Raw genomic sequence first — 592 nt, forward strand, 5'->3', positions numbered from 1 at the left:
CAAGCACAAAAAGAACAAGAGCAAGCTCAAGCAGCAGCACAAGCACAGGCAGCACAAGAGCAAGCACAAAAAGAACAAGAGCAAGCCCAACCAGCATCCCAAGCACACGCAGCAGAAGAACAAGCACAAAAAGAACAAGAGCAAGCCCAGACCACAACAAAAGAAAAGGCAGCAGAAGAACAAGCAGAAAAAGAACACAAACAAACATAACAATCAGCAGAAACAGAGGCATCAGAAGACCAAGTACGACAAGAACGAGAAAGACATCAGAACACAGCACACGCACCACAAAACCCCGTACAATGCCAAAAACCAAAAGAAACAGTGCAACGACAATAAGCTGACCAAGAAATAACACAAGAAAAACAAGACAAAGACACACAAGGAGCAAACGAACAAGCACAACAAGAACAAGAGCAAGACGAACCAGACGCAACAGAACAGGCAGCACAAGAGCAAGCAAAAAAAGAACAAGAACAAGAACAAGCAGCACAACAAGCACAAGCAGCACAAGAACAAGCACAAAAAGAACAAGAGCAAGCTCAAGCAGCAGCACAAGCACAGGCAGCACAAGAGCAAGCACAAAAAGAAC

At 44.6% G+C, this 592-nt stretch carries 1 protein-coding gene; it reads right to left on the reverse strand.

Going from position 1 to position 592, the window contains the following annotated elements; genetic code table 11:
- A partial coding sequence (locus RB298_RS26565) for a hypothetical protein (protein ID WP_486049350.1) occupies positions 1-592 on the reverse strand: 592 nt, incomplete at both ends.

The organism is Priestia sp. BR_2 (assembly GCF_041954005.1).
GTDB classification, from domain to species: domain Bacteria; phylum Bacillota; class Bacilli; order Paenibacillales; family Paenibacillaceae; genus Paenibacillus_AQ; species Paenibacillus_AQ lautus_A.